This is a genomic window from Nonlabens xylanidelens, from assembly GCF_002934445.1.
GTDB lineage: Bacteria > Bacteroidota > Bacteroidia > Flavobacteriales > Flavobacteriaceae > Nonlabens > Nonlabens xylanidelens.
Genome location: NZ_PTJE01000001.1, coordinates 183,396 through 208,243 on the forward strand (window position 1 = coordinate 183,396; position 24,848 = coordinate 208,243).

Annotated in this window: 19 protein-coding genes; 13 read left to right on the top strand and 6 right to left on the bottom strand. The window is 35.0% G+C overall.

What is annotated here, in order from left to right; genetic code table 11:
* Positions 1–96 precede the first annotated feature (96 nt).
* Genes fbp through LY01_RS00865 form a run of 5 tightly spaced genes read left to right on the top strand, consistent with a single transcriptional unit; the run spans position 97 to position 4,318 of the window.
* Entirely contained in the window at positions 97–1,107 is a 1,011-nt protein-coding gene (gene fbp, locus LY01_RS00845) for a class 1 fructose-bisphosphatase (RefSeq protein ID WP_104513924.1), read from the top strand.
* A 33-nt stretch (positions 1,108–1,140) separates the two neighbouring features.
* Complete coding sequence (locus tag LY01_RS00850; RefSeq protein WP_104513925.1) at positions 1,141–1,494, top strand: fructose 1,6-bisphosphatase; 354 nt, start codon at positions 1,141–1,143, stop codon at positions 1,492–1,494.
* Positions 1,495–1,500: 6 nt separating this feature from the next.
* Complete coding sequence (locus LY01_RS00855; protein ID WP_104513926.1) at positions 1,501–2,331, top strand: cell envelope biogenesis protein OmpA; 831 nt, start codon at positions 1,501–1,503, stop codon at positions 2,329–2,331.
* A gap of 5 nt (positions 2,332–2,336) precedes the next feature.
* Positions 2,337–2,819, top strand: coding sequence for a Rab family GTPase (locus tag LY01_RS00860; RefSeq protein WP_104513927.1), 483 nt, complete (start codon positions 2,337–2,339; stop codon positions 2,817–2,819).
* The gene (locus tag LY01_RS00865) at positions 2,816–4,318 is read left to right on the top strand and encodes a hybrid sensor histidine kinase/response regulator (RefSeq protein WP_104513928.1); all 1,503 of its coding nucleotides are present in this window, start codon (positions 2,816–2,818) and stop codon (positions 4,316–4,318) included. Before LY01_RS00860 ends, LY01_RS00865 begins: the two co-directional genes overlap by 4 nt.
* 10 nt (positions 4,319–4,328) lie before the next feature.
* Here the strand turns inward: LY01_RS00865 and LY01_RS00870 are convergent, their stop codons facing one another.
* Positions 4,329–4,754 (bottom strand): tellurite resistance TerB family protein, encoded by a 426-nt coding sequence (locus tag LY01_RS00870; RefSeq protein WP_104513929.1) that lies wholly within the window; start codon positions 4,752–4,754, stop codon positions 4,329–4,331.
* Between the two features lie 53 nt (positions 4,755–4,807).
* On the bottom strand, positions 4,808–5,746 hold the full coding sequence (locus LY01_RS00875) for an NAD-dependent epimerase/dehydratase family protein (protein ID WP_104513930.1): 939 nt from the start codon (positions 5,744–5,746) through the stop codon (positions 4,808–4,810).
* Between the two features lie 253 nt (positions 5,747–5,999).
* On the opposite strand from LY01_RS00875, the gene LY01_RS00880 reads away from it, so the two are divergent.
* The 4 genes from LY01_RS00880 (at position 6,000) to LY01_RS00895 (ending at position 10,060) form a co-directional block, all read left to right on the top strand.
* On the top strand, positions 6,000–6,689 hold the full coding sequence (locus LY01_RS00880) for a hypothetical protein (protein WP_104513931.1): 690 nt from the start codon (positions 6,000–6,002) through the stop codon (positions 6,687–6,689).
* A 100-nt stretch (positions 6,690–6,789) separates the two neighbouring features.
* Complete coding sequence (locus LY01_RS00885) at positions 6,790–7,299, top strand: hypothetical protein (protein ID WP_104513932.1); 510 nt, start codon at positions 6,790–6,792, stop codon at positions 7,297–7,299.
* 56 nt (positions 7,300–7,355) lie between these two features.
* Positions 7,356–8,453 carry a ligase-associated DNA damage response exonuclease gene (locus LY01_RS00890; RefSeq protein WP_245890604.1) on the top strand — a complete coding sequence of 366 codons (1,098 nt, stop codon included), beginning with the start codon at positions 7,356–7,358 and terminating at the stop codon, positions 8,451–8,453.
* The gene (locus tag LY01_RS00895; protein WP_104513933.1) at positions 8,450–10,060 is read left to right on the top strand and encodes an ATP-dependent DNA ligase; all 1,611 of its coding nucleotides are present in this window, start codon (positions 8,450–8,452) and stop codon (positions 10,058–10,060) included. The genes LY01_RS00890 and LY01_RS00895 overlap by 4 nt, the downstream gene beginning before the upstream one ends.
* A gap of 85 nt (positions 10,061–10,145) precedes the next feature.
* Here the strand turns inward: LY01_RS00895 and LY01_RS00900 are convergent, their stop codons facing one another.
* On the bottom strand, positions 10,146–11,129 hold the full coding sequence (locus LY01_RS00900; protein WP_104513934.1) for a polyprenyl synthetase family protein: 984 nt from the start codon (positions 11,127–11,129) through the stop codon (positions 10,146–10,148).
* Positions 11,130–11,263: 134 nt separating this feature from the next.
* On the opposite strand from LY01_RS00900, the gene LY01_RS00905 reads away from it, so the two are divergent.
* The 4 genes from LY01_RS00905 to LY01_RS00920 are packed head-to-tail and all read left to right on the top strand — an operon-like array spanning position 11,264 to position 17,996.
* Positions 11,264–11,881 (top strand): TetR/AcrR family transcriptional regulator, encoded by a 618-nt coding sequence (locus tag LY01_RS00905; protein ID WP_104513935.1) that lies wholly within the window; start codon positions 11,264–11,266, stop codon positions 11,879–11,881.
* Positions 11,882–13,255 carry a TolC family protein gene (locus tag LY01_RS00910; protein WP_104513936.1) on the top strand — a complete coding sequence of 458 codons (1,374 nt, stop codon included), beginning with the start codon at positions 11,882–11,884 and terminating at the stop codon, positions 13,253–13,255.
* 22 nt (positions 13,256–13,277) lie between these two features.
* Positions 13,278–14,453 (top strand): efflux RND transporter periplasmic adaptor subunit, encoded by a 1,176-nt coding sequence (locus LY01_RS00915; RefSeq protein ID WP_104514698.1) that lies wholly within the window; start codon positions 13,278–13,280, stop codon positions 14,451–14,453.
* Between the two features lie 3 nt (positions 14,454–14,456).
* Positions 14,457–17,996, top strand: a complete 3,540-nt coding sequence (locus LY01_RS00920) for an efflux RND transporter permease subunit (RefSeq protein WP_104513937.1) — start codon at positions 14,457–14,459, stop codon at positions 17,994–17,996.
* Between the two features lie 370 nt (positions 17,997–18,366).
* Here the strand turns inward: LY01_RS00920 and LY01_RS00925 are convergent, their stop codons facing one another.
* From LY01_RS00925 to LY01_RS00935, 3 genes are all read right to left on the bottom strand, one after another.
* A complete protein-coding gene (locus LY01_RS00925; protein ID WP_104513938.1) occupies positions 18,367–20,628 on the bottom strand; it encodes an inorganic phosphate transporter in 2,262 nt (753 codons plus the stop codon).
* A gap of 183 nt (positions 20,629–20,811) precedes the next feature.
* Positions 20,812–21,972, bottom strand: a complete 1,161-nt coding sequence (locus LY01_RS00930) for a hypothetical protein (protein WP_104513939.1) — start codon at positions 21,970–21,972, stop codon at positions 20,812–20,814.
* Positions 21,973–22,063: 91 nt separating this feature from the next.
* Positions 22,064–24,793 (bottom strand): TonB-dependent receptor, encoded by a 2,730-nt coding sequence (locus tag LY01_RS00935; RefSeq protein WP_104513940.1) that lies wholly within the window; start codon positions 24,791–24,793, stop codon positions 22,064–22,066.
* Positions 24,794–24,848: the final 55 nt, after the last annotated feature.

A 24,848-nucleotide genomic window follows, 5' to 3' on the forward strand; every position in this document is an offset into this window, starting at 1 on the left:
ATATAATTGACCAATTTTAAAGAAATCTAAAAACTATCCTATACAACGTTGTAGGGGCAGCGTTTTTATTAAGATATTTGCACAACTTATCAAATTATGGCTACAAAGAATCAATCCTTAGGAGAATTTATTATTGAAAACCAAAATGACTTTCAATACAGTAGTGGAGAACTCTCTAGACTGATCAACTCTATCAGGCTTGCTGCAAAGATGGTCAACCACGAAGTTAACAAAGCTGGCCTAGTAGATATAACTGGTAGTGCTGGTGAAATTAACACTCAAGGTGAAGACCAGCAGAAGCTAGATGTATTTGCAAACGATACATTTATAAGAACACTAACTAAAAGGCAAATAGTTTGTGGTATTGCTAGTGAAGAAAATGATGATTTTATCACCATAGAAGGGCAGCGCAATGATCACGGTAACAAATACGTGGTTGCTATGGACCCACTGGATGGTAGTTCTAACATCGATGTAAACGTATCTGTAGGTACTATTTTTTCTATTTATAGAAGAATTACACCGGTAGGAACACCTGTACAACTAGAGGACTTTTTACAACCTGGTAATATGCAGGTTGCGGCTGGTTACATAATTTACGGTACTTCTACCATGTTAGTATATACTACTGGTAACGGTGTTAATGGTTTTACACTTAACCCATCGCTAGGTACTTATTACTTATCTCACCCTAACATGACTTTTCCAGATGATGGAAATATCTATAGTGTAAATGAAGGAAACTACAGTCATTTCCCTCAAGGCGTTAAAGATTACATCAAATACTGTCAGACCGAAGAAGGCGACAGACCTTATACAAGCAGGTATATAGGTAGTCTAGTTAGTGACATACACCGTAATATGATCAAGGGTGGTATTTATATGTACCCTAGGAGTTCCAAAGCAAAAGAAGGAAAACTGAGATTGCTTTATGAATGTAACCCTATGGCTTTTATAGCAGAGCAAGCTGGCGGTAGTGCTAGTGATGGACATGAAAGAATTCTAGACCTTAAACCTACAGAGCTACATCAACGAGTTCCATTCTTTTGTGGTAGTAAAAACATGGTCGCAAAGGCAGAGGAATTCATGACCAAATATCCTCGATAATTTTACTTAAATTAGCTTATTAATATTAACCTTATGGCCAATAACAAATCACAAGCTGAAGAACCAGCAATATCTATAGATAGCAGTTCTAAACTTGAAGCGATAAAGAACCTCATCTTTGGGGAGAATATACAGCAATACGATTCTGAATTTGAATTATTAAAGAAAGACCTTTTAGCTAAACGTCAAGAGCTTAACGAGATGATCGATGATACTCGTGAAGAATTGAACAAAAGCATAGATAGCCTGTCTACTGATTTAAATATTCGCATTACTGATTTAGAATCAAAGATGGATGATAGATTAGACCGTATGGAAGATGACAAAACGAGTCGTTCTATGCTAGGTGAAGCATTAATTGAATTAGGTAAAAAAATAAAAGCCTAAAACAAAATGATTAATCAGGATGATAAGCTAGACTTATTACGCACTCTTTTACTTACTGATGACAGACAACTTGCTGAAAGCATTTCTACTAAAATTTCTATTCTCGAAGAAACTTTAAGAGAAAAAGACAAGCTTTCAGAAAAGATTTCTCCTATCATAAGAGAAGAGTTAGAACAGTACACCCTGAATATGCCTAAAACATTAGGCCCAGCTATCACAAAAACCCTTAAGATTCAAATTCAAGAATCCAAAGACGAAGTAGTTGAAGCTCTATACCCTATACTGGGTAAAATGATTAAAAAATACATCTCTAACGAGATCAAAATGCTCTCAGAAAGCATAGATAAGTCTACTAAGGAAGCATTTTCTAGTAAAGGTATCAAGAGAAAATTAATGTCTATCTTTAGTGGTGTTAAAGAAAATGATATGATCATAAGTGCCCTGGCCAAAGCACATGTAGAACAAATATTTGTTATAGAAAAAGGTTCTGGAATACTCTTAGGCAGCTACCAGACTAAAGAAACTGTAGATGAGGACATGATAAGCGGTATGCTTACAGCCATAAAAGCATTTGTAGAAGATGCTTTTAAAGAAACCCATCACGATCTTCAGTCTATTGAATACGATCTCTATGAAATACACCTACATAGTTTTCACAAATACTACATTGCATCTGCAGTAAGTGGGACATTTACAGAAAGATTAGAAAACGAATTAGAAAATTTTAATTTTGAAATTAGTGAAGATATAAGCAAAAAAAGTATCTTACACGATAGAGATGCTCTAGAAGCTTTATTACTAGACAGATTTAAAACATACAAATTCACAGAGGAATAAATAAGATGACATCAAAAAAAATAGTTATAGTAGGAAGTTTTGGAGTAGGTAAAACGTCGCTTATACGTCGTTTTGTGGACGAGACTTTTTCTGAAGATTACAAAGTTACTATAGGTGTACATATACTAAAGAAGACTGTAGAAATACAGGAAAACATAGTAAACCTTATCATCTGGGATACAGAAGGTACTGACGATATAGAAGAAATAAGAAAAGCCTATTTACTAGGAACTCATGGTTTTATCTACGTTACAGATATTACTAGACCTAAAACATATGAGAATCTAGCGGCTCATAAAACATACCTGAATGAACAATTCGGCAATGTGCCTATAATAGCAGTAGGAAACAAAACAGATTTACTTGCCAAAGGTAGCATAGCGCAAATGAAAGAAGACATGGACTTCTTAGACTTACTTATAAGTGCAAAAGAAGGAAACAACGTGCAACGCTTATTTGAAAGAATGGCAAAAATGCTTATCGCATGATACCAGATAAAAGCAACAAAGACTTTATAGTAAAAGTACAATTTATAGCAATTGATGATCAAGGTAGGATCAAAAAGTCAGACCAAAATTTAATAAAGTTTACTGAAGGAACACAAATAGTAGATGTTCATCCTTTTTTTGAATCTCTTATTACTTATTTCGATCACAAATCTGATCACATAAAATTAGATTGTGTCAACATGTTCGACCATTCTTATGATATAGAGGTAATCACTCATAAGGATAATACCGGAGTAATTATTTTAAGAGATCGCACAGACTTTTATGATCGTATCCAAAAGATCGCACAAAAGCGTAACGAGTCCCTTATATTTAATGAAGTTCTTGAATTAAAGAACAACATGCTTCATGAAAAAGAAGCGTTTAAAACTAAATTTATACAGAATTTTGCACACGAGGTGAGAAGTCCACTCACTTTAATAAGTGCCTTTTCCTCTCTATTACTTAAAGGAGAATTAAATCTAGATCAAACTAAATTAGTCGAGGCTGTTAATGAACAAAGCGATAAGCTTAGAAAATTAATGGACGATATTATAGAGCTTTCTCAACTTAAAAAAGGAAAACCAGAGATTATAAACACTCCTTTTTCTTTTCTAGAATTAATAGAAAGCATTCATCTTAATTTCAGTTCAAAAATAAGCATCTCCAGTAATATTTTTGAGATGAGTGTCTCACAAGATGTTCCTGAATTTTTAATAGGAGATAAAAGGAGAATAGAACAAATTATAAGTAATCTTATTGAAAACGCTTTATTGTACAATAGCGGTAATAAGATTAAATTAGAAATTTCAGAAAACAACAGAAGAGCTGGTAAATCTAGTTTAAGATTTGTCGTACACCATCAAGGACTTGTTCCAGAAGATCTAGAAAACCGACACCTAGTTAAAGATATAGAAAAAATAGAACCAGAAGGACTATCTTTTTCTATAGTTAGAGAGTTAGTAGATCTAATGGATGGTAGTATTTCTATTAAAAAAATAGACAACAATAGTACTCAGCAAATTATAAACATAAGAGTCTCTTTTCCATTACACAACGTAGAAATACCGGTTAAAGAAACTAAAACAGCACAACAATATAACTTTACAGATAAAGTAAGAGTTCTTATTGCAGACCAAAATAGCACTACACAATTTACCGCCTTAAAGGTACTTGTGAGTACAGGTAACTTTGACACCGTAGTATACAAAGACCCTAAAGAATTATTAGAAGCTGTAGAAAAGCATGAATATGACCTTATTCTAATATCTTCTAGCATCTCTCAGATAGATGCCGTAGAATTAATAGGTATTATTAAAGAGTTTGCAAACGATAAGAATAAGAGTATTCCTATTATTGCATTAACCGTGCGCACAAGTAAAGAAGACATTGCAACTTACCGTAAGGCAGGATTTAAAGATGTAGTAAAAAAGCCTTATACAGATGACGAGTTGTTAAACACCATCTATAAAAGGCTCAATCTTAAAAAATTCCTTTAAGAACAGGAATTTATCTGTCTTTGTTTAATAAGTGTCTATAATCCTCAAGATTAAGATGTCCATTAAATATTTGAATAGAACGCTCTACTAGGTATTCAGCATCTTCATCATTATAACCTAATGCAGTAGCATATTTTTTCAACAGAATATGCTCTGCCTCTTCCATATGGTGGTCTGCAAATACTACTTTGAAAAGATCATGCAACCACTGGATGCGTTCTTCTGATGTATTAGGAGGCGTTACAGGATAAGCTTTAGGATTTTCTACTATCTTATCATAGTCAGCATCAGAGATATCTAAGATCGCTTTAAAACGACTCAACACTACTTTTTCTTCTTCATGCATTCCAGACACTTGGGCTAGATTTACCAAAGTTGCAAAATGACTTTTATTTCTGGCACTTTCTCCAGATTCAAATAAACTTGAAAACGACATAATCTTTATTTAATTATTGCAAATATAAGGATAGCTCTTCTAGAACTTTCTAATTATTTAAGGTGAGATAGCATTTCTGTAACCATATTATCAAGGTCATACTCATGTTTCCAGTTCCAGTCCTCTCTTGCTGCGCTGTCATCAATAGAACTAGGCCAGCTGTCTGCAATTTCTTGTCTAAAATCTGGATTATATTCTATAGTAAATTCTGGAATATGCTTTTTAATCTCCTCAGCAATAGCAGCAGGAGTAAAACTCATACCAGATAAATTATAAGAAGAACGCTCCTTAATCTCTTTTAAAGGCGCACGCATAATTTCTATAGTTGCTCTTACCGCATCTTCCATATACATCATAGGTAAAGCAGTGTCTTCTTTAAGAAAACAATCATAAGAACCCTCTGCAACAGCTTTATGAAAAATATCTACCGCATAGTCTGTAGTACCACCACCAGGTAATGTTTTCCAAGAAATAAGACCAGGATATCTAATAGACCTAACATCCACTCCATACTTATTAGAATAGTACTCACACCATCTTTCACCAGTTTGCTTACTTATACCATAAACCGTGGTAGGTTCCATAACCGTATGTTGTCCTGTATTTTCTCTAGGTGTAGTAGGTCCAAAAACAGCTATACTAGACGGCCAGAAAACCTTATCTACCTTACCTTCTTTTGCTATATCCAGCACGTGCATTAAAGAATCCATGTTAAGACTCCATGCTTTTTTAGGGAATTTTTCTCCAGTAGCACTTAACATGGCAGCCATTAAATACACTTCATTAATTTCATAATGAAGGCATATATCTTCTATCTGACTTTTATTCATAGCATCTAGCGTCTCAAAAGGACCAGAAGACATTAACTCTTCATTTCCCTCACGTATATCACTAGCAACCACCTGCTCACCTCCGTAAATCTCTCTCAATCGCATGGTAAGCTCTGTACCTATTTGCCCGCAGGCACCTATTACTAATACTTTAGTCGGCATTTGTATATTTTTTCACAAAGATAAGAAGACATTAAACACGCAATTCTTAGATTTATTCTAATTGTTATAAATATCTCGCTTTCGCGAAAGCGGAATACACATAAATCAATCATTTTAATAAAATTTACACATAAAATATGTTTATTGTTAAATAAATTATGAATACCACTGATTAATTAACAATCAATTACCTATAAAACTGATTCTAGAGCTGGTAAGGCATTGTAATTTTGTACCAACAAATCAAACAATTATGAAAAAGACAATAATAGCTGCAGTATTTGCAGCAGCAGCATTAACTGCATGTAAAGAGAGTGAAAAAGAAAAAATGGTAGATATTTCTGACGACGTAATGAATGAAGTAGAAGATTCTACAGAAGACATGATGAACAATACCGAAAATGCAATGGACAAAACTGTTTCTTATACAGAAGAGCAAGCTACACAAATGGCAAACGATTTTGAGAGCAATGTAGAGGTAAAAGATGGCAAAATAGTATCTATTAAAGGATACGATGCTTATAGTAATTTAAGAACAAGCTTTACAGACCTTAAAGAATCTAGTGCTGATAACGTAAAAATGAAAAGTGAGTCATTAAGAGCTTCTTTCAACAGTTTTAAGACTAGCATCCCTGAATATTTACGTGTAGATGATGTGAACGACGCTATAGAAGACGTAGAAAAAGAGATCAAAGAATATGAAGAAGAGATGGTAGGTAAAAAAGCATCTGAAAAGAATAACAAAAAGAACATAGAGAAAATTCAAGAAGCCTTTGACGATCTAGAAAAAGAAATGGTACAAGCACGTGAAAAATTTATAGATAATAAAAAAGACGCGATGGAAGAATACATGGAAGAAATAAACAGTAGCAGAAATCAAACTACTACAGAGAGGTATCTAGACGCTACTGAAGAGTACAATGAAGAAATGAAAGACAAATAATATTTTCGTAAACTATTATTTATTAAAAGTGCTGTACGCGTTACAGCACTTTTTTTTTGTTTATATTATAATCATATTTGCATTTCATCGTTATCTATCTATGCGTTTATCAATTTTATTTCTTTTTTTAATAGTAGCCTGTAGACCTGCACCGGCAGATGTATCTACAAAATCAAATCAAATTGATTATTCAACTATGAATTTAAGTGTGACTAAAATGGCACTAGTAGGTAAAGCACAAAAAGAAGCTCTTAAATGGGTGGACTACCAGAATTTAATCACTGGATTAGAAAATTACGATCATTCTATAGGTATGACTAACGAACTTATAGATCACGTAGATAAAATGTTAAAGCTAGAGGACAGTGCGTTTAATGACCAGACTATATTATCTCGCATGCTGGTTTTAAAAACGAGGTTAAGTATTTATAAATCATACTTAGGTTACCGCATTAAAACTCCTGAAGATTCACAAAGAAAATACAACGATATCATAACGGCACTAGACCAGCTTACCGATCAAATGAATTGGTTTAAAAACGAATTTGAATCGAGCAATAGAGAAACTTTAGAAGATTTAAAAGCAGATTTAGATCCTGATAAGGTTTAATTATAAACTTCTCTTAATCCATCGATATTAAGGCTTATGTCATTTAACTTTATGACATGAGTAAAGCATTATTACAGTTTACCAATAAAGGTATCTATTGCAAACCTGCAGGAATTTATCTAGACCCATGGCAGCCGGTAGAAAAGGCGCTAATCACACACGGCCATGCAGACCATTCTAGATGGGGTCATAAAAAGTACATTACTCAAAATGATAATGTTCCTATAATAAGTCACCGACTGGGCGACATAGATGTGTCAGGAGTAAATTACAACGATAGTTTTTCAATTAATAATGTAAAGTTCTCTTTTCATCCTGCCGGCCATATTCCAGGATCTTCTCAAATAAGAGTAGAACATAAAGGAGAAGTCTGGGTATTTACAGGAGATTATAAAACAGAAGACGACGGTATTTCTACCGTTTATGAACCTATAAAGTGTGATATATTTATAACAGAATGCACCTTTGGTTTACCTGCTTTTAAATGGAGACCACAGCAACAGGTTATGGAAGATATAAATCTATGGTGTGCACAAAATCATGTAGAAAAGAAGACTTCTATTCTCTTTGCCTACTCACTAGGTAAAGCACAACGCATAATTAAACATCTAGACACTTCACAAATGAAAATCTACTGTCATGGTGCGGTTTTTAAAATGACTGAGGTATTAAGAGAGCAAATTAATTTTCCTCCTACGCATTTAATAACGAGAGAAACTACAAAAGAAGAAATTGCAGGAAACATAGTCATTGCACCACCTAGTGCTCATGGAAGTGCATGGATGAGAAAAATGGTCCCTTATGTTACCGCAAGCGCTAGTGGATGGATGACTTTTAGAGGTGCACGTCGTAGAAAAGCAATTGACAAAGGTTTTGTCCTTTCCGACCATTGTGATTGGGATGGGTTATTAAATAGTATTGATGCAACTGGTTGTGAAAACGTAATAACAACACATGGATATCAAGATATATTTGCTCGTTTTTTAAGAGAAGAAAAAGGATTAAATGCAATTAGTGAGCGCACTCAATATGAAGGAGAAAACGGTGAATCAAATGCAAGTGAAGAAGACACATCTACAGATGCTAAACAGGATCTAGTTGAAAAAGAAATTACAGACTCTACCTTATCTTCTAATTCAAATACAGAGTCATGAAGCAATTTGCAGAACTTATAAGAACCATAGATGGTACTAATAAAACTAATCTTAAAGTCGCAGCGCTTACCGAGTATTTTAAAATAGCCAGCGACGAGGATAAATTATGGACTATTGCCATTCTATCGCATAGAAGACCTAAACGACCTGTGAACACTACCTTAATGAGAGAATGGGCTACTCAAATAAGCGGTGTACCTATGTGGTTATTTGAAGAAAGCTACCATATAGTAGGCGATCTAGCAGAAACTATTGCGCTTATACTGCCTACCACAAACGAGTCTAGCGATAAAAGCCTATCACAAATAATTAAGGAGATCATAGACTTAAAATCTAAGGACGAACAAGAGAAAAGAGAATACCTTCAAAGCAACTGGCTACAACTTAATTATTATGAGCGTTTTGTGTTCAATAAAATTCTCACTGGTGGTTTTAGAATAGGTGTTTCTCAAAAATTAATGACTAGAGCGCTGGCTAGTGCTTCTGGTATAGACAAAGACATTCTTGCCCATAAACTTATGGGTAGCTGGACAGGAGAAAACACAACGTTTCAAGAGCTTGTTTTTGAAGATAATGAAGTTGCTATGCGTGGTAAACCTTATCCGTTTTATCTTGCTTATGCTATTGAAGGTGAAGTAAACGATCTAGGCGATGTTCATGAATGGAGCGCAGAGCATAAATGGGATGGAATAAGATCGCAAACTATTATACGTGCAAATGAGCTATTTGTATGGTCGCGAGGTGAAGAATTAGTAACCGACAAATACCCAGAGTTTCAAAGATTTCTAGATGTAATTCCCAATGGTACTGTGATCGATGGAGAGATACTACCGTTTAAAGACGGTGTTATTATGAATTTTAACGATCTACAAACAAGAATAGGTCGTAAAACCGTTGGTAAAAAACTATTAAAAGATGTTCCTGTAGTAATCGTAGCATATGATTTACTAGAGTGGAAAGGAAAAGATTTAAGAGAAATGCCTTTTACAGAAAGAAGAGCCCTACTCGACAAGCTAGTTTTGGACCTCAACAAAAAAGAGGAAATATTACCACAAGAAGATAAGACACCTTTACTTCTATCAGAAACTATGAATTTTAACTCTTGGGAAGACATGGCTGCAGAGCGCCATCTCGCAAGAGAAAAAAGATCTGAAGGCTTGATGATTAAAAGAAAAGACAGTCCTTATCTAGTAGGTCGTAAAAAAGGCGACTGGTGGAAATGGAAAACAGATCCCTTTTCTATAGACGCAGTACTTACTTATGCTATGCGCGGTCATGGTAGAAGAGCAAATTTATTTACAGATTACACCTTTGGTTTATGGCAGGATGGAGAGCTAGTCACGTTTGCAAAGGCATACAGCGGTTTAACTGATGCCGAGTTTAGAAAAGTAGATGCATGGATTAAGAAAAATACGTTAGAACGTTTTGGCCCAGTAAGATCTGTAACACCGCATCATGTTTTTGAAATAGCTTTTGAAGGTATTGCACCTAGTAAAAGGCACAAATCTGGTGTTGCGACACGTTTTCCTAGAATAGTAAGATGGCGTACAGATAAACCCATGGAAGAGGCAAATACATTAGATGATTTAAAAGCTTTGATACCATAAAATGAATAAACTGACATTAAAAAAGGATGGAATAAATCCACCCTTTTTTGATATAAAACTCTCCATATAGAGCAAATTTCTTTTTCTAACTCACACGACTCATCAAATCCAGTGAAAATTTCTTTAATTCATTTTTACTGTCATCACTTATAGAAAGAGTTTCTATAATAGAAAGCGCCTCGTCCGTATAAAATTTAATAGCATCTAGGGTAGCTGCTGCCCCACCACTTGCTTCAAAAAAGACTTTTACTATTTCTTTCTTTTCTTCAATTTGATCTTCATTCATTTCTTCATGATCAAGAGCAAACCATTCTTTTAATTCTGTTGCGCAATCTTCATTTTCTATACTTCTTAGGTATAAGTATGTCTTTTTATTTTCTCGTATATCGCCACCTACTTCTTTACCAAAGGTTGCTGGATCGCCGAATGCGTCTAGATAATCATCCATTAACTGGAACGCAAGACCTAAATGAATACCGTAATTATAAATAAGCTGTTGCTCTTCTTCTTTAACACCAGCGATAATTGCACCCATTTGTAACGCACAACCTACAAGAACAGATGTCTTTAATTTAATCATGTTCAAATATTCTGGAACTGTAACATCGTCACGAGTTTCAAAATCTACATCATACTGTTGTCCTTCACATACCTCTAGCGCCGTTTTAGAAAACACTTTATGCAGTTGAAAAAATTGCTCCTTATTATACCCTTCAAATAAACGATAAGCCATTATTAACATCGCGTCACCAGAAAGAATACCTGTATTAAGATCCCATTTTTTATGGACCGTTTCTTGCCCTCTTCTCAGGTCTGCCGCATCCATAATATCATCATGTAAAAGAGTGAAGTTATGAAACACCTCTACCGCTACCGCAGCGTCCAGACTGTCATTAACTGGTGCGCCATACATTTTTGCACTCATCATAGTTAATAAAGGTCTTATTCTTTTACCTCCTAAACTAAGTATGTAATGAACTGGATCATAAAGACCTGCGGGCTCATTTTCTGTGATTCTATTTTTAAGATGATCTAAAAACGTAATTCGTAAGTGTTCTAATGCATTCATGCGGTAAAAATAATCCATGAACAGTTCTATTTTATAAGAAATACGAACTGTCTTGTTAAAAAATTGTAAAACTTAGGAAACTTCTAGAGTTTCGTTAGTTTCCTAGACGTATCTTTGCGCCCTTTAATAAATAAATGAGCGAAGCAAAAATAAACATATTAGAAACCTCTCTGGATCTATTCCTGACCTTAGGCTTTAAAAGTGTGACTATGGATGAGATCGCATCTAGATTAGGGATGAGTAAGAAAACCCTATATGCGCATTTTAAAAATAAAGGGCAGCTAGTAGAAGAGTCTTCTGTACACTTGTGCAATCATATATGTAGTGGTGTGGATCATATCATAGAAGGTGAGACAGAAAATGCTATTGAAGAACTGTATACCGTTAAACGTTATGTTATGGAACATTTAAAGGGTGATGAAAGTTCTCCTATCTATCAACTACATAAATACTATCCAGAGGTACATAAAAAAATTACTGAGGTACAATTTGACCACATGGAAAACTGTATCAAAAAGAACGTTACCAGAGGTATTGCAAAAGGATTATATCGAGATAATATAGATGTAGATTTTATTGCACGCATCTACTATGTAGGTATTCAAGGAATTAAAAATTTAAACATTTTCCCTCCTAGTAAACACCCCACTGCTGCATTACATGACCAGTACTTAGAATACCATCTTAGAGGAATTGTAACTCCTTTGGGACGTAAAATTTTAAATAAAATAACCAATACAAACCACGATTAAATGAATTATAAATCATTATACATTTGGGTTTTTTGTGTTCTCGCTTTCGCGAAAGCGTACTCACAACAAGCTACAAATCAAGATTCATACAGCTTTACACTAGAAGAGGCTGTAACCTATGGTCTAGAGAATAATTACCAAGCGATAAATGCAAAAAGAGATATCGCAAAAGCACTGAAACAAAAATGGGAAACTACTGCTACAGGATTGCCACAAATAGATGGTAGTGCAAATTATAATTACCAGATAAAACAACCTATCACACCATTACCTGCAGAGTTAGTAGGCGGTGCGCCAGGGACGTTTGTACCGGTAACATTTTCACCTAAACAGAGTGCAACTTTAACAGCGACGTTAAGGCAATTAATCTTTGACGGTTCTTATATAGTCGCGTTAGAAGCTTCAAAAACCTTTTTGGACTTTTCAGAAAACGCCAATAATAAGACAAAGCTTGAAGTAAGAAAAGGGATTATAAATGCTTATGGTGGTGTGCTTCTTACGCAAGAAAACATATCTATTATTGAGCGCAATCTAGAGACACTGACTAAAAATCTAAATGAAACTACAAAGATTTATGAAAATGGTCTCGCCGAAGAAGAAGATGTAGAGCAATTAAAAATCACAAAATCTCAACTAGAAAATCAATTGAACAGCGCTAGACGTCAGGAAGATATTGCTACAGACATGTTGAAACTAGCTCTAGGTATCGATTTACAAAAGTCTGTTAGTCTTAAAGAAAATCTAGCATCTCTAGCTCTTAAGAATATGGACCCTAGTATGACCACAAATACCTTAGAATTAGAAAAAAATGCAGATTATAATATCGCATCTAATTTTACAGAACAAAGACGTCTAGAATACAAACTAGAAAGAGCAAAGGCTCTTCCTACTCTATCTGGATTTGTTAACTATGGAGTGAATTCATTTAATGATGATTTTACATTTTTAGATGGAGATAATAAATGGTTCGGGCAGTCTGTTGCTGGGATTAGTTTATCAGTTCCTATTTTTAGTTCACTAGGTAGACAGGCTAGAACAGATCGTGCAAAAATAGCTTGGGATCAATCGATTACAGACCTAGACCGTACAAAGGAAGAAATAAGATTAAATTATCAAACCGCTCTTAATAATTATCAAATTGCTATAGATAATTATAGTACGAGTAGGGATAATTTACAACTGGCAGAGCGCATTGAGAATAAGAACCAAATCAAATTTAGAGAAGGTCTTGCCACTAGCTTTGACTTGAGACAGGCGCAAACACAACTGTACAGTACACAATCTACTTACTTGCAAAGTATGTATGACGTGATCAATGAAAAAGCAAATCTTGAGACTATTCTCAATACCCCAGAATTTACTACACAAAAATAAAACCACCACAGAATTATATATCATGAAAAAATTAAGCATACTATTTATAGGCCTTTTTATTCTCACCTCATGTGGTGATAAAGAACCAACCATAGACGAGTTAATCGCTACTGGAGACACAAAGGTTATCTCTCAAAAGAAAACAGAGTTACTTAATGAAAAGAAAGAACTGGAAACAGAGATAAAAGCCATTGAAAAATATCTAGATAAGAACACAATTAAAAAAGATGGTGCTCTAGTTAGTATAGAAACTGTTAACGACACCGTGTACAACCACTATATAGAGTTACAAGGTAATGTAGACACTAAACAGAACATTACTTTAATGCCAGAAATGGGAGGTATATTAACTAACGTTTATGTTAAGGAAGGACAGCGTGTTTCTAAAGGACAGCGTCTTGCAAGAATAGACGATGGTGGTATCGCTCAAAATATTGAGCAAATGAAAGTACAAGCACAACTTGCTAAAACTACTTATGAACGTCAGGAAAGACTATGGAATCAAAAAATAGGTTCTGAAATTCAGTATTTACAAGCAAAGGCTACATATGAATCTCAACAAAATGCTATTAGATCCATGCAACAACAACTGGCTAAAACAATAGTAACAGCTCCGTTCTCTGGTGTAATTGACGATGTGATTACAGAACAAGGTAACACAGTATCTCCAGGAATGACACCGCTTATTAGAATTGTGAACCTTAAAGACATGTATATCGATGTAGAAGTACCAGAAAACTATATCTCTTCTATTCAAAAAGGAACTGAAGTAATGGTAGAGTTCCCTATGTTAGGTAAGTCTGTTAATAGCAAAGTACGTCAGACTAGTTCTTTTATCAACCCTGCAAACCGATCTTTTAAAATTGAAATTCCTGTAGATAATAAAGAAGGAAATATCAAACCTAATCTAACTGCTAGATTAAAGATTAACGATTACACAAGTGAAGAGGCTATCTTAATACCTCTTGCGGTTATAAGTGAAAATCAAAATGGTGATCAATACATCATGATAGCTGCAGACTTAAAAGATGGTGACCAATACAAAACGGCTGTCGCAAAAAGAAGACTTATTACAACTGGTAAACCTAGTGCAAATATGATAGAAATTACTAGCGGTCTGGAAAAAGGAGATAACATTATCATTGAAGGTGCTCGTAGTGTAAAAGAAGACCAACAAATTAGAATAAAAAAAGCCTAAGTCATGGGAAAGAAAAGTGAAAAAGAGTTTGGATTTTCCTCATGGGCGATCAATAACCCCACGGTAATATGGATTCTTATAGGTCTTGTACTTGTTCTAGGAGTTCAGGGTTATTTTTCTATGCCTCGAGAGGATTTTCCAGAGGTTAAAGAAACAAAAATTTATATCTCAAGTGTTTACCCTGGTAACACTGCCGAGGATATTGAAAGATTAATAACAGACCCACTAGAGGATAGATTAAAAAATATATCTGGTGTTGCAGAGGTTCTCTCTACATCTCAAGAAGACTATTCTATCATAACAGTAGAATTTGAAGAAGGATCTCTATTAGGTAGCAGTATTACTGTAGAGGCGGCAAAACAGAAAGTTAAGGATGAGTTAGATGTAGAAACATCTAATGAGGACTGGCCTACTTTTAACGGTGCTAAAATTGAACCTAACGTCTTTGACCTCAAAATGAGTGAAGAGGTACCTATCATGAATATTAACCTGCGTGGTGATTATACCGTTAGAGAACTTAAAGTATTTGCTGAATATCTAGAAGACGAAATAGAAAGTCTACAAGAAATTAAGGAAGCAAGTATAAGAGGTGCACAAGAACTAGAAGTAGAAGTAGCTGTAGACATTTATAAAATGACTGCTGCAAAGGTGAGTTTTGATAACGTTATTAATGCAGTACGTGGTGGAAATGCTACAATGAGTGCTGGTAACATTAAAACAGAAAATCAAAGACGTACTATTAGAATTTTAGGTGAAATTACACAACCAGATCAATTAGAACGTTTTGTAGTTAAAAATGAAAACGGTCCTATATATCTTAAAGATATTGCTGAGGTAAGCTTTAAAGAAGAAGATAAAACCACTTATGCTCGAGAATCTGGAGATGCTGTCGTAATGATAGATATCAAGAAGTCATCTGGTAAGAACATGATTACTGCTTCAGAAAGTATTAGAGAGATAGTAAAAGCATCTCAAGAAGATGGAAGAATTCCTGAAAATATAGAAATAACTATCACAAACGATGGTGCAAATCGCACCCTTAATAAGGTAGATGATCTGGTAAATAACATCATCTTTGGTGTGATTCTAGTGGTAACTGTATTGATGTTTTTCTTAGGTTTTAGAAACGCTCTTTTTGTTGGGTTTGCTATTCCTATGTCTATGTTAATGAGTTTTATTATCCTTAATTTACTAGGTTATACATTAAACACGATGATTCTTTTTGCCATGATTATGGGACTGGGAATGCTCGTTGACAACGGTATTGTGGTGGTAGAAAATGTCTATCGTTTAATGGACGAAGAAGGTATGTCACGCATTAAAGCGGCAAAAATAGGTATCGGTGAGATAGCAGTACCTATTATCATTTCTACTCTTACCACTGTAGCAGCCTTTGTACCTATAGGTTTATGGCCTGGTGTAATGGGAGAATTTATGAAGTACTTCCCTATCACGCTATCTGTGGTACTAGGTAGTTCACTAGTAGTTGCTATTCTCTTTAACTCTATGTTAGTTTCAAAATATATGAGTATAGACGAGAAGGTCATACCTGTAAAGAAACTGTTACTTATCACAGCTGTAATGGGTGGAATAGGTTTACTGATTTTACTTTTTGGTGGTGCCATAAGAGGACTAGGGTCTGTAATGGTAGTAACCGTTATTCTACTGTGGTTATATAAATATTTCATTAAAAAATCAACACTATTCTTTCAACGTAGAATACTGAGATGGTTAGATAATATTTATGAACGTTTCTTAAAATTTGCCTTAAGAGGTAAGAAACCATATTTCTTTACTGCTGGAATGGTAGTTATGTTTTTTGGCGTTCTATTCATGTATTTCGGTTGGTCTGTAGGTACTGGTCGTACTAAAGTAGAGTTCTTCCCTGAGAACAAACCTAACCAGATCATGGTTTACATAGAGTACCCACAAGGAACATCTATTGCCAAAACCAATAGAACAACCCAAGATATTGAGAACATCGTTTATGATGTGATTAATGAAGAGATGTATATAGAAGATGGTGAGAACTTCTTAGTAGAAAGTGCTGTATCGCAAGTAGGTGAAGGTGCTGGAAACCCTCAAACTGATGGTGGTAGTAGTGCAGAGATGCCTAACAAAGGTAAAATCACTGCATCCATGCGAGAATATAAATACCGTAATGGTGCCGATAGTGAGATATTACGTAAAAAGATACAAGAAGCTATACAAGGTAAATTCCCTGGTATTGCCATAAGTGTAGAAAAAGATGCTGCAGGGCCACCAGCAGGATATCCTATAAACGTAGAATTACAAGGTGATGATTATGAAGAACTAATTGTGACTGCAGAGCGTATGGTGAAATTCTTAAATGAAAAAAACATCGCCCCTGTAGATGAACTTAAGATAGACGTAAATAAAAGCAAGCCTGCAGTACAAGTAAAAGTAGATCGTGAAAAAGCAGGAGAATTAGGCATAAGCGCTAGTCAGGTAGGTATGCAATTACGTAGATCTATTTTTGGAGAGAAAGCAGGTGTTTATAAAAAGGATGGTGAGGATTATGACATCTACGTGCGTTTTAATGAAGAGAATCGTTATGACCGCAGTTCATTATTTAATCAGCGCATTACCTATAGAGACATGGCTACTGGTCAGGTTCTAGAAATACCGGTAAATGCTGTTACTACTCAAGAAAATGTATCTGGATTTAGTGCCATTAAACATAAAAATAACAAGCGAGTTGTTACCGTTTACAGTGCTTTAAAACCTGGATTCAGTGATGCAGGTGCTGCAGTTGCTCAAATTCAAAACGAGATGTTAGATTTTGAAGGTTTATCAGATACTATTAAAATAGATTACACAGGACAATTAGAAGAACAAAATAAGCAACAAGCGTTCTTGATGACCGCACTTATGGTAGGTCTAGCATTGATCTTCTTTATTTTGATATTCCAATTCGGTGGTATTTCAAAACCTACTATTATCATGGTTTCTATATTCTTGAGTTTCATAGGTGTATTCTTAGGACTTATGGTAACAGGATGGCCATTTGTCATTATGATGACCATGATGGGGATTATATCTCTAGCAGGTATTGTGGTAAATAACAGTGTGGTACTTATTGATTATGTAGACATCTTAAAACTACGTAGAAGAGAAGAACTAGGTATCGATGACGATAAGCACCTTATAAGCAAAGAAGACTCTTATAAAGCGATTGTACAAGCAGGTAAAGCACGTTTACGTCCTGTACTACTTACAGCTATCACTACCGTACTAGGTCTTATACCACTAGCGATAGGTTTCAACATAGATTTCTTCAGTCTTTTTAGCGAGGCAGACGCAAAAATCTATATGGGTGGAGATAATGTAATCTTCTGGGGACCACTTGCATGGACCGTAATCTTCGGATTATTGTTTGCTACATTCTTAACCTTAATTATTGTCCCTATCTTATTGTACCTAGTACATAGATTAAAATTGAGAATTTTAAGATACAAGAATCCTGAACTTGTTGAAATGGACAAATCTGAGTCTTCCAGCACAACTAACGAAGAAGAATAAACAACAGAGATAACTCTTATTATTTACAAATGAAAAGGTGTTTACTACAGAGTAAGCACCTTTTTTAATACTCAAATCTTACCTTTATTAAGCATATATAGACGACGCTACAACTAGGTAACTACATTATAGCTTTCATGTAAGGACAGGACTTTATTTAAAGGATAAGGCCGTATGTCTATTCCGCTTTCGCGAAAGCGGGACAACAACAACAACAACAACAACAACAACAACAACAACAACAACAACAACAACAACAACAACAACAACAACAACAACCCTATTAAATATGCTCCAAAAGAGTCTGAGTATCGGACATAAAAAAACCGACTGATTAGAGTCGGTTTTTTATACTTGGAAAATTGTGTTATTAATTCTCAGGTTCAAATTTAGAAGCATCATACTCTAGATAATACTGCTCTGCTATTTGAATAGTTTCATTCATTAGATCTCTAGTTTCTAGCAATAGGCTGAAATAAAGCGTGGTATTCTTAGGTGATTCTTCGTCATCCTTAGTACGTTTTACCTGCTTGTTTATTTTTTCATCTACTAGAGTAATCAGCTCTCTTTGTTCTACGATAATAGCCCCTAGATTACTGAAATCCTTTGTAGTAAAGGTCTCTTGTGCATCATTAAATATTTCGTGAATACGCAATATGATTTCCTTTAAGTCTTTTATCTGATTAAATTTAAGACTCTTGTGATTATTGCTTATGTGCGTGTTACTCGCCTTAGAAATGTAATCGAGTGATTGAGATACATCTTGAAGATTACCTAAAACATCAATGTAAAATTTACTTGCTCCCAGATTGTGTTCATCAAGGTTTTTGATAAAAAAGAAAATGTTATTACGTAGATCATCTATCTCACCGCTTAACTTCTTACTCTCTTTCTTTGACGTTTTTAAAATAGCTAGATCTTGTGCAATAAGTCCATCTAGTGTGTTTTTATAAATACGCTTAGAACGTTTAAACACAGTAGCAACATTATCAGAGCTCTCATCAATAATACCCTGTATCGTTTTGCTTTCAGCTTTTTGTAATTGATCTGTTACCTTTTGTTCTTGTTGGGATTTTTTATGCCCTATAAAACTACGTATAATTAACAAAACTGCAATTGTTACTAGAGCAACCACTGCATACATGCCACCTAAATAAATAAGGTAAGCAAATACAGCCGCAGCCGTAAATGCACTGAAGGCTGTAAAGAACCATCCACCTATTACATTAAGTACACCTGCTATTCTATACACAGCACTTTCTGTACCCCAAGCTCTATCTGCTAGAGATGTTCCCATCGCTACCATAAAAGTTACATAAGTAGTAGAAAGTGGTAATTTATAAGATGTCGCAATCGAGATCAATACACTAGCTACCATTAAATTTACAGATGCTCGCACATAATCAAACGCTGGTTTATCTGCATGTTTAGGCACCACCGTAGGCACCGGTAGTTTTTCAAATCTAGAAGATATAAAATTAGATGCAGTGTCTGGTAAAATACGTTGTACACCGTCTGCAGCCACGATAGAATATCTTACTAAAATTCTAGATAAAAAATTAGATTGAAAACGCTCTGTACCAGAATCTTGTCTCGCTAGGTCTACAGATGTTTTTACAACCGCTTGCGCTTTTGAAGAAAACCATAGTGTTGCCACCATTATTAAACCTGCTGCTACTAGTAACAATTTATTAGAAGGCAACCTACCACTTAAAAAGCTCATGTTAATCTCACTAGCTTTAAGACCAGTTCCCTCAGCAAATTCCCATGCCTGATATGCACCGATAGGCACACCTATAAAGTTTACTAGATCATTACCTGCAAATGCCATTGCTAGACCAAATGTTCCCAGGATAATAATCAGTTTATAAACATCCCATTTAATTAAGAATACATAAACAAAACTAAATGCCGTCCAGAATAAAAAGGTAACTCCTATAAAAGTATAGACATCTGTGCTGCCTATAAACTCAGTCACCACTCCTAGATCTGCTCCTTTAAGTCCTTTAAAAATGATAAAGTAAAACAAGCTAGTAAGTGACACACCACCAAAAAGTGCGGCAAGAAAAGGAGGTCTTCCTTCATAATCAAAAGTAAGTAGCAATCTAGAAAAGAACTGTACCAGTCCACCTATAATAAAGGCTACTACTACAGATAGTAATATCCCTAATATAATCTCTATAGCAGTATCTGTAGCGATATATTTACCTAGATCAAGAAGTGATTCTGCCTCATTTCCATTGATTTTTATTACAGACATACATACGGCTGCACCTAGTAATTCAAATACGATAGAAACCGTGGTAGAAGTAGGCAAACCAATACTATTAAAGAAATCGAGCAGTAGAATATCGGTAATCATCACAGCCATAAAGATGATCATGACCTCATCAAAAAAGAATTCTCCAGGGACAAAGATACCTTTGCGAGCAACCTCCATCATACCACTAGAAGACATCGCCCCAAAGGCTATACCTATACTTGCGATAATCATAATGGTTTTAAAGTTAATCGCTTTAGAACCTATCGCACTATTTAAAAAGTTAACAGCATCGTTGCTTACTCCTACTACCAGGTCGGTAATAGCCAGTCCAGCAAGGATGATAAGCATGTATATATAAATATCAGACATTACGTTGTTTTATTCAACTTGCAAAAGTCGGCTATATAAGTATTTCAAATGTTATGCTACTGTTATTAATATTCCCCTAGTTTATCAACACCGCTTTCGCGAAAGCGAAACAAACACTATCTTATAAACGCAAAAAAGGCTACTCGATAGAGCAGCCTTTTAAAAAATTATTTATTTATTGTTCTAGAAAATATAACCAGTCCAAGCAAATAATGATGCATCAGTACCAGTGTTAGCCGTTGTTACAGTTGCTGTAGCAGTAGTAGAACCGTTAGTTCCAGAGAACTTGTTATCTGTACCATCTGCAGTACCGTTTGCAGTTGCATTTACAACAGTTGCATCCGTAGCTGTTCCTTTATCATCATAAAAGTCGATAAAGTCAGAAGCAGTTGCTGTACCAAAAGTACCTGCTAGCGCGTTATTAACTGTACCAGTTGCACCACGACGTATCTTGATAAGGTCAGAAAATTCTACTGCATTACCAGAGTTGATAATAGTAATGTTATTAACTGTAAAGTCAGATTGAGTATTATCTGATGGAGAGTTACCATCTAGGTTACCATCTGCTTCAATACCTCTTGGGTCTGAAGTTACCGCTACATAAGATGCCTCACGAACACCGTAAAGGTTAGTAAGTGTACCTCTATATCCCTGTGTCACATCAAACATGTCATCTTTTGCATTTAAAACAAAGATGTTAGAGGCATTTACAGATCCGCCGAAAAACTCGATAGCATCATCATCACCATTTGCGATCCAGATGTTAGAAAGAGTTGTTCCAGAACCCACACCGTTAAGAGTAAGACCATTATGCTCTGCATCACCATCGATACGAGCACCAGTATACTCTATAATTACGTGATCTAGTATACCAGAATCTTCTGTATCATTATTACCTCCGAAAAGGATACCAGCGTTTACTTCAGTACCAGCTTCATTCTGTCCTTGTGCGTTTTGACCAGATATAAATGCATTACCGTTAATAATTACACCACCCCAAGCAGCAGGAGTTTGTGAAGTAGAAGTAAATCTAATAGGAGCAGTTGGAGTACCATCTGCTACTATACGACCACCTCTTTCTACAAGAAGATAAACATCAGTACCACCAGCGTTTGCAGTAATAGTTGTTCCTGCAGGTATAGTTAATGTCGCACCATCTTTTACAAAAACAGGACCACTAAGTACATAAGATACATTTGAGTCAAGTGTTCTACTTTCTGTAATGTTACCTATAAGGTTTGTATCATCACCACTAGTTGCTGGTCCAGCCACATCGTCATCAGTTTCACATGCAGTGAATGTTAAAGCAGCAATTGCAAGAGCAGATAGAATTAATTTTTTCATCGTTTTGAGTTTAAATTTTTTTGAATTCGTTTGTTGCTGCAAACATACCATTGTAATAAGGCGATTAAGGTTATCTAAAGTTTACGAAACTTTAAAATTTATAGCTGTATCCTAGACTAATATCAACACCGCGTTTATAATTACTTAACACTACGTTGTTAGCAGATCCGTCTCTTTCTAGCTTTATATCTGGGTTAAGAAGGTTTTTTGCCTTTAAAGAAAACTTACCATTTTCTCCTACTCCTATAGAACCTATTAGATCTAATGTAGGCACACCTACTTCTTTTATGTTTTCAAATCCACGTGTTCCTACAGAGAATACACGCTCACTGAAGTAGTTAAATACTACCGCAGCATTCACATTACTCTTACCTATAAAGGTGTTGTAGTTAACATCAAAATTTAATAAAATAGGCGCAGCTCCTTGAAGCTCTGTAGAGTCTTCACTAAATTGTGCCAGTGGATCTTCTAGGTCTTGTTTACTGTAGATATAAGATGCGTTAAAACCAGCAGCTAATTTTGATTCACGATCTATTTCTAAACCAGTATCTGGCATTTCTCTTACAAATAGGTTTTTTCTTATTTCAAATTCTGCTCCTAATACCGTTGCATTATCTCCAACATTTAAGTAAGTAAGCGTACTACCTGCACTAGGAATCTCTACTCTTGCAACTGGATTTGAAATATTCTTATAGAATCCAGTTATAGAGATCAACTCTCCTTTAGTAGGATAATATTCATAAGCCAGATCAAAGTTATAGATATCAGAGAACTCAAGATCAGGATTACCCTGTATAGAGAACTGTACACCGTCATATCTAAAAGGTGCGATTTCCTTAAAACGAGGTAACATATAAGTCTGACTTGCACCTAATCTTATAATATTATCTTCATTAATATTAAACTTCATACCTAAACTAGGTAAGAAAAATGATTCTTTAATAGTAGAAGCACCATCTATAGAACTACGTGCTATGTTTGTATTAAATTCTACTTCTTGATCTATATTTTCAAATCTACCACCTACGTTAATTAAGAATTTATCAGAAAATGCTTTTACATAGTTTACCTGACCTGCGATAGTTGTTTTATCACCTATGTAATAAAATGGATCAAATGCATTAGGATTAAGCGCACTACCACGTCCCGTCTCTAGTCTGAAGTTTCCTGCGTTAATAGATTGCTGATTATAAATAGCGTCTGTATCATTAATATCTACAGCTATTCTTGTATCAAAAGTGTGATTAAAAGTAGTCGCTTTAAAAACGTGATGCGTTGTTCTATACTCAGCTCCTAATGTGATATAGTGAGCTCTTTCATCTTCTTCACTAGTATTAAAGTTGTATTTTAAGTTTGCGATACCGTTGTAATCGTTTTCTTGCACCTCACTAAAATACCTTTGGTTATTACCACCAGAATCGATGTTTGGAGAATAAAAACCATCTCTTAACAAGTACTCAAAGCTACGTCTGTCTGGCTCACTACCTCTTATCGCATTAAAAGAAGCTTTTACATCTAGATCTATTCTATCAGAAAGCTCAAAATGAGATAGTAATTGATTTACATAAAGGTTATTGTTATTAGTTTGTTGTCTTCTTACAAATACTCTATCTCCTTCTTGTTCTGGATTATTTACACCTTCATACTCTTGAAAACTTTGCGAGTTCTTGTGAATATAACTAGATATAAATTCTATGTTGTTTTTACCAAAACGATAATCAAGATCTGCCATTGCGATTTGAGAAGTTTCATAATCGTACTTCTCTCCTTCTACATCAAAATATAAAGTACCATTACTAGTAGTGTTTTGCACCTGGCGTTCAGCAAATTTATATCCATTATCAAATGTAAGTAAACCATACACGTTCAAGTAATTATCACCAATATCGATTCTTTTACCACCAGCGATAGAAAAACCTACATTAGGACTCGTAGAACTAACATTGGGTGCTAGCTGGTTCTCAAAAGAATATAATCTTAAGTTGCTCACAGGTAAATCTGCATCACTGAAACCGAAGAAACCCTCTCCATCTATTCCTTTAAAATCTTCTCCTATAGTCTGAGTATTCACTCCAGAAGAAAGACCTACTTCAAGAGCACTTCTTCCTTTTAACCCTTTAAGATCTATATTAATATTTGCACCTGCATTATCTCCAGTAATACCAGATGTAAAAACTTTATTTACATCAACACTTTCTAAAAGGTCTGAACCAAAAAAGTCCAAAGAGATATTTTTATATTCTGGATCATCAGACGGTAATGGTAAACCATTAAGAGTAGTAGAATTATAACGATCACCTAATCCACGTACAAAAACGTTTTTCACACCAGCTTGCTTAGATATACCGCTTACCTTAGTAACAGCGCCCTCTGCATCACTTACACCTTTTTGAGATAACTCTTCGGCTCCTATAGATTGTACAATAGTGACCGCATTCTTTTTTTCCTGTATCAAAGCCTCTTGGCTCTCTCTACTTTTGGTAACCACTATCTCTATAGTTCCTAATGTTGCAGCCTCGGCAGTCATAGGGACATTCACTGTTGTAGTAGAGCCATTTACTATTTTTACATCAGTAATTTCTACAGTTTGCATACCTACAAATGTCACCACTAGTGTATAAGTTCCTACAGGTGCAACTATAGAATAATTACCATCCATATCTGACTGCGCACCTAAAGAAGTCCCTTTAAGTTGAATGGACGCAAAAGCAACCGATTCATTGTCAAAATCCTTATCAGTAATTACTCCTGAAACTTTACCGTTTTGCGCTGTTGCAAAGGCAGTTACAAATAAAATAAAAATAAAAAATAACTTCTTCATTACATGTGAATTATATTTTGCAAAAGAACAAATTAAACACCCTTGACTAGGTTAC

Coding starts and splice junctions, on each gene's coding strand:
- fbp (WP_104513924.1), top strand. CDS start 97: ATGGCTACAAAGAATCAATCCTTAGGAGAATTTATTATTGAAAACCAA.
- LY01_RS00850 (WP_104513925.1), top strand. CDS start 1,141: ATGGCCAATAACAAATCACAAGCTGAAGAACCAGCAATATCTATAGAT.
- LY01_RS00855 (WP_104513926.1), top strand. CDS start 1,501: ATGATTAATCAGGATGATAAGCTAGACTTATTACGCACTCTTTTACTT.
- LY01_RS00860 (WP_104513927.1), top strand. CDS start 2,337: ATGACATCAAAAAAAATAGTTATAGTAGGAAGTTTTGGAGTAGGTAAA.
- LY01_RS00865 (WP_104513928.1), top strand. CDS start 2,816: ATGATACCAGATAAAAGCAACAAAGACTTTATAGTAAAAGTACAATTT.
- LY01_RS00870 (WP_104513929.1), bottom strand. CDS start 4,754: ATGTCGTTTTCAAGTTTATTTGAATCTGGAGAAAGTGCCAGAAATAAA.
- LY01_RS00875 (WP_104513930.1), bottom strand. CDS start 5,746: ATGCCGACTAAAGTATTAGTAATAGGTGCCTGCGGGCAAATAGGTACA.
- LY01_RS00880 (WP_104513931.1), top strand. CDS start 6,000: ATGAAAAAGACAATAATAGCTGCAGTATTTGCAGCAGCAGCATTAACT.
- LY01_RS00885 (WP_104513932.1), top strand. CDS start 6,790: ATGCGTTTATCAATTTTATTTCTTTTTTTAATAGTAGCCTGTAGACCT.
- LY01_RS00890 (WP_245890604.1), top strand. CDS start 7,356: ATGAGTAAAGCATTATTACAGTTTACCAATAAAGGTATCTATTGCAAA.
- LY01_RS00895 (WP_104513933.1), top strand. CDS start 8,450: ATGAAGCAATTTGCAGAACTTATAAGAACCATAGATGGTACTAATAAA.
- LY01_RS00900 (WP_104513934.1), bottom strand. CDS start 11,129: ATGAATGCATTAGAACACTTACGAATTACGTTTTTAGATCATCTTAAA.
- LY01_RS00905 (WP_104513935.1), top strand. CDS start 11,264: ATGAGCGAAGCAAAAATAAACATATTAGAAACCTCTCTGGATCTATTC.
- LY01_RS00910 (WP_104513936.1), top strand. CDS start 11,882: ATGAATTATAAATCATTATACATTTGGGTTTTTTGTGTTCTCGCTTTC.
- LY01_RS00915 (WP_104514698.1), top strand. CDS start 13,278: ATGAAAAAATTAAGCATACTATTTATAGGCCTTTTTATTCTCACCTCA.
- LY01_RS00920 (WP_104513937.1), top strand. CDS start 14,457: ATGGGAAAGAAAAGTGAAAAAGAGTTTGGATTTTCCTCATGGGCGATC.
- LY01_RS00925 (WP_104513938.1), bottom strand. CDS start 20,628: ATGTCTGATATTTATATATACATGCTTATCATCCTTGCTGGACTGGCT.
- LY01_RS00930 (WP_104513939.1), bottom strand. CDS start 21,972: ATGAAAAAATTAATTCTATCTGCTCTTGCAATTGCTGCTTTAACATTC.
- LY01_RS00935 (WP_104513940.1), bottom strand. CDS start 24,793: ATGAAGAAGTTATTTTTTATTTTTATTTTATTTGTAACTGCCTTTGCA.